Origin of the sequence: Corallococcus sp. 4LFB, assembly GCF_046520365.1 — a bacterium.
GTDB lineage: Bacteria > Myxococcota > Myxococcia > Myxococcales > Myxococcaceae > Corallococcus > Corallococcus caeni.
In genome coordinates this window covers 1-4,642 of record NZ_JBKGHJ010000588.1, presented here as the reverse complement: position 1 = coordinate 4,642, position 4,642 = coordinate 1, and the positions used below count along the sequence as shown (strand labels likewise).

General features: G+C 72.6%; 4 protein-coding genes and 1 pseudogene. All 5 read right to left on the bottom strand.

Features of this window, described 5'->3' with window-relative positions:
- Nucleotides 1-407, bottom strand: a pseudogene (locus ACLEQD_RS37470) (hypothetical protein); the annotation flags it as partial.
- Complete coding sequence (locus ACLEQD_RS37465; RefSeq protein WP_410390664.1) at nt 356-556, bottom strand: hypothetical protein; 201 nt, start codon at nt 554-556, stop codon at nt 356-358. The gene ACLEQD_RS37465 and the pseudogene ACLEQD_RS37470, both read right to left, overlap by 52 nt.
- Nucleotides 553-1,083 carry a DUF3341 domain-containing protein gene (locus tag ACLEQD_RS37460; RefSeq protein WP_410390663.1) on the bottom strand — a complete coding sequence of 177 codons (531 nt, stop codon included), beginning with the start codon at nt 1,081-1,083 and terminating at the stop codon, nt 553-555. The genes ACLEQD_RS37465 and ACLEQD_RS37460 overlap by 4 nt, the downstream gene beginning before the upstream one ends.
- Nucleotides 1,080-2,504, bottom strand: a complete 1,425-nt coding sequence (gene nrfD, locus ACLEQD_RS37455) for an NrfD/PsrC family molybdoenzyme membrane anchor subunit (RefSeq protein ID WP_410390662.1) — start codon at nt 2,502-2,504, stop codon at nt 1,080-1,082. Before nrfD ends, ACLEQD_RS37460 begins: the two co-directional genes overlap by 4 nt.
- Nucleotides 2,501-4,642, bottom strand: a 2,142-nt coding sequence (locus ACLEQD_RS37450; protein ID WP_410390661.1) for a 4Fe-4S dicluster domain-containing protein, incomplete at its 5' end; no start/stop codon positions are given. The genes ACLEQD_RS37450 and nrfD, both read right to left, overlap by 4 nt.

Below are 4,642 nucleotides of genomic sequence, written 5' to 3'. Positions count from 1 at the left end.
CCGGGGCCCGGCGCTCCGGGCCGCCCCGCGTCGGCCGTGTCCCTCACGGCGCCCACGGCGTCCACCCTCCTGGGCAGCGGGAACGCGTCCGGCCCCACCCTCGCGGTCACGGCCTGCGTCCCCGAGTACGGGGCTTCGTCCTCCGCGACGCCGTAGACCACCTGGTCCGCGTGGTCGTGCGGCACGAACAGCCCGGGCGGCCGGCGCTGCGGCATCTTCCTGGCCACGATGGCGTCCCCATTTCCCGTCAGCCCGTGGCACACCGCGCACCAGGTCTCATAGGCCGTGTGTCCCTCCTCCAGCAGCGCCCGGGTGAGCGGCACCGGCACGGCCTGGAGCCATCGCCCCTCCGCCGTCAGCCCCTGGCGCGAGGCCGGGTCCTCCGGCCTGCGCCACTCCTGCGCCACGGTCCCCGGCACCAGGGCCGCATGGCGCGGCCGTCCGCGAAGAACGCGCTCGCCTCGAACGCCTCCGCGCGCGGCTGCGACGCCATGGGGTCCGTGTCGTCGCACGCGGACACCCCGCCCAGCAGCGCCAGGAGCGCCCAGCGCTTCATCGCGCGCCCTCCGCCACCACCGACACCTGCCGCGCGCCCAGCTCGTGCAGCGCGGCCTCCACCTTCGGCGCGTCCTCGCCGTCCACCGCGACGCTCGCCCAGAAGCCGTCCACGGACGCGCTGCGGAAGGCCTCCACGTCGAACACCGGGTGCGTCACGTGCGGGAAGCCGAAGAGCACCATCAGCGCGCCGAAGACCATCAGCGACGCGCTCAGCACGGCCAGCTCGAACGTGATGGGCAGGTTCGTGGGCGCGCTGTGCAGCGGCCGGCCGCCCACGTCCAGCGGATAGTCCACCGCGTTGGCGAACCACTGCGTCACGTACGCGAACACCGCGCCCCCCAGCCCCGCGCCCAGCGTCAGCAGCGGCAACCTCGAACGCTTCAGCCCCAGCGCTTCGAACGTCTCCTCCACCGGGAACGGCGTGTGCGCGTCCAGCTGCTCGAAGCCTTTCGCCCGCAGGGCCTTCAGCGCGGCCACCAGCGCGTCGCTGGACGCGAACTCCCCCAGCACCCAGTGGCGGCTCATGGCGCACCGCCGGGCCGGGTGCCCTGCTCGCGCCGGAACTGGAGCGACGCGTCCACCTCGCGCTGCAGCTCCTTCACCTCGCTCACGGACACGGCCGGCACGTACTTCAGGAACAGCAGGAACGCCGTGCCGAAGAACGCCACCGTGCCGCCCAGCAGGCTCCAGTCCACCCAGGTGGGCCGGTACGCCGCCCAGGAGGACGGCAGGAAGTCCATGCTCAAGGGCGCCACCACGATGAGGAAGCGCTCCGTCCACATCCCCACGTTGATGAGCAGCGACGCCACCCACAGCACCACCACGTTCGTGCGCAGCCGGGAGAACCAGAACAGCTGCGGCACCCCCACGTTGCAGAAGATCTGCAGCCAGAACAGCGGCGCGTACGGCCCGAAGAGCTCGGCCTCCGTGGCGTGCATCTCGAAGGGGTTGGCGCTGAACCAGGCGAAGAAGTGCTCCTGGACGTAGCCGTACGTCACCATCCACCCCGTCGCGAGCAGCACCTTCGCCATGTTGTCCAGGTGCAGCGGCGTCACCACGTGCTCGAGGCCCAGCGCCTTGCGCGCGGGGATGAGCAGCGTGAGCACCAGCGCGAAGCCGCTGAACACCGCGCCCGCGACGAAGTAGGGCGGGAAAATGGTCGTGTGCCAGCCCGGCAGCTGCGCCACCGCGAAGTCGAAGGACACGATGGTGTGCACGCTCACCACCAGCGGCGTGGCCAGCCCCGCCAGCAGCAGGTAGCCCGTGCGCCACTGCCGCCAGTGCCGCGCCGAGCCCCGCCACCCCAGGCTCGCCACCCCGTACCAGAAGCGCGCGCGGGGCGTCCTGGCCGTGTCGCGCGCCGTGGCCAGGTCCGGAATCAGCCCCACGAACCAGAACAGCAGCGACACCGTGAGGTACGTCCCCACCGCCGCGATGTCCCACGTCAGCGGCGAGCGGAACTGCGGCCACGCCCGCAGGCTGCTGGGGTACGGCACCAGCCAGTAGAACTTCCACGGCCGCCCCAGGTGCAGCAGCGGGAAGAGCCCCGCGCACATCACCGCGAAGAGCGTCATCGCCTCCGCGAAGCGGTTGATGGAGCCGCGCCACTTCTCCTGGAACAGCAGCAGGATGGCGCTGATGAGCGTCCCCGCGTGGCCAATGCCGATCCACCACACGAAGTTCGTGATGCCGAACGCCCACGCCACCGGGATGTTGTTGCCCCACGTCCCCACGCCCACGAAGAGGGTGACGCCTATCGCCCACGTCAGCAGCGCGGTCCCGGCCAGCCCCAGGCCCAGCATCACCCACCAGGTCCGGCCCGCGGGGCGGTGCACGAAGGCCAGCAGCGACTCGCTGTAGGCGCGGTCGGAGTGGCGCCCTTCCAACAGCGGGTGCTCGGTGAGCGGATCCCCGGGCGCGGGCACCTGCGGGTCGACCGTGCTCATGCGCCTCCCTTCGGCGCCGGGTTCTTCAGGCGCACCAGGTGCACCGTGCGCGGCCGGGTGCCCAGGGAGTTGAGCAGCCTGTAGTGCCGGGGGTCCTCGTGCGCGCGGCGCACCGCCGACTCCGGCGCGCGCAGGTCCCCGAAGGTGATGGCCTCCGTGGGGCAGGCCTGCTGGCAGGCGGTGCGGACCTCCCCTTCACGCAGTTCCCGGTGGGCGGAGCGCGCGACGGCGCGGGCCCGCTCGATGCGCTGCACGCAGTACGTGCACTTCTCCATCACCCCGCGCGAGCGCACCGTGACGTCCGGGTTCTGGCGCAGGCGCGCGAGGGGGTCTCGCTGCTGGTACTCCAGGTAGTTGAAGCGGCGGACCTTGTAGGGGCAGTTGTTGGAGCAGTACCGCGTCCCGATGCAGCGGTTGTAGACCATCTGGTTCAGGCCCTCGTCCGAGTGGACGGTGGCGTTCACCGGGCATACGTATTCGCAGGGCGCGGCCTCGCAGTGCACGCACGCCACGGGCTGGGTGATGAAGCCCGGGTCGTCCGGGTCGCCCAGGAAGTACCGGTCGATGCGCAGCCAGTGCATCTCCCGGCTCTTGAGCACGCCGTCGTACCCCACCACCGGCACGTTGTTCTCCGCCTGGCAGGCCACCATGCACGCGCTGCATCCCGTGCAGCGGTGCAGGTCGATGGCCATGGCCCACTGGTGGCGGTCGCTCGTCAGCAGCGCGGAGGGCGGGTAGAGCAGCGCGTCGGACTCCTGGAGCGGCTGGAGCGCCTGGGGCTTCGCGCGGAAGGCCTCATGCGGGAACTGGAGCGCCAGCTGGCGCCCCTCCATGCTCCAGTGCTCCTGCGTGAGCGCCAGCGCGTGGTGCCGGCCCGTGCGGGTGACGCTCACGGTGGCCGCGCCCCAGGGCATGGACCGGGACCACAGCGTGTACGCATTGACGCCCACGCCCTGCCCCACCGGGCCCACGCGCTCGCGGCCGTGGCCCAGCGCCAGCGTCACCGTGTCGTCCGGCTGGCCGGGCAGGACCAGGACGGGCACCTCCACCGCCTGCCCCAGCACCTCCAGCCGCGCCACGTCTCCCTTCTCCAGCGACAGGGCGCGCGCGGTGGCTGGCGAGAGCAGGGCGGCGTTGCCCCAGGTGAGCTTCGTCACCGGGTCGGGCAGCTCCTGGAGCCAGGCGTTGCCCGCGAAGCGGCCGTCGTACAGCCGCGAGTCCAGCACCAGCGACAGCTCCAGGCCCTCGGGCTTCTCCTCCAGGTGGCTTGCCCGCGCCATCGCCCGCGGGTCCGGTGCGTCCTGGACGATGCGCAAGGGCCCCAGCCCCGCGACCTCCAGCGCGTCCTCCAGCACCGCGGCGGCGTCCAGCACGGCCCGCGCGGGGGGAGCCTGCGTGCCGGGGATGACGCCCTCCGCGAGCCACGCCTCCCAGCGCGCCTCGAAGTCCGGCGGTGAGCCCGAGCGCTCCTGCCACAGGGACTTGAGCAGCGCGTACGGGCTCTTCGACTCCAGTCCCGCGAAGACGGCCAGGAGCTCCACCTCGGAGACCGCGCCGGGGAACAGGGGCGCGATGAGCGGCTGTGAAATCGACGCGGTGCCATCCGGCGCGCGGCCGTCGCGCCAGGACTCGAAGGGGTGGGTCGCGGGGACGAAGTGGGGGCAGCGGGCCGCCGTCTCGTCCTCGTGGAGGCCGTGGTACAGGCGGAAGGGGACGCGCTCCAGGTTCTGCGTGAAGCCCGAGTCCCACGCCGCCGTCCAGACCGGGTTCCACGCCGTGATGATCAGCGTGTCCACCCTCCCATCGAACAGCTCTCCCATGAGTGAGGTCAGCGCCTCCGGGCCGCCTTCTGGAAGCGCGACGGGCTCCAGCAGCCGGGGCGTGTTGCCCAGCGCCTCGTCCACCGCGAACGCCAGCTCATGCACCAGCGGCGGCTGCCGCGCGCCCACCGTCACCCGGCCCTGGCCCCGGTGCGCGAGCAGGTCCCTGGCCGCGCCGCGCACCCAGGCGCGCTGCGAGTCCGTCAGCGCGGTGGCGGGAACGCGCAGCTCCGCGAGCCTCGCGGCCAGTGGACGCGGTCCGCCTGTCGCGGCGCGCGTTCGCGGGATTCCCCGGAGCGTTCGCGTCCGCGCCTCCGG

Bases quoted from the DNA above. Each gene is read 5' to 3' on its own strand.
- nrfD (WP_410390662.1), bottom strand. From the start codon at position 2,504: ATGAGCACGGTCGACCCGCAGGTGCCCGCGCCCGGGGATCCGCTCACC.
- ACLEQD_RS37460 (WP_410390663.1), bottom strand. From the start codon at position 1,083: ATGAGCCGCCACTGGGTGCTGGGGGAGTTCGCGTCCAGCGACGCGCTG.
- ACLEQD_RS37465 (WP_410390664.1), bottom strand. From the start codon at position 556: ATGAAGCGCTGGGCGCTCCTGGCGCTGCTGGGCGGGGTGTCCGCGTGC.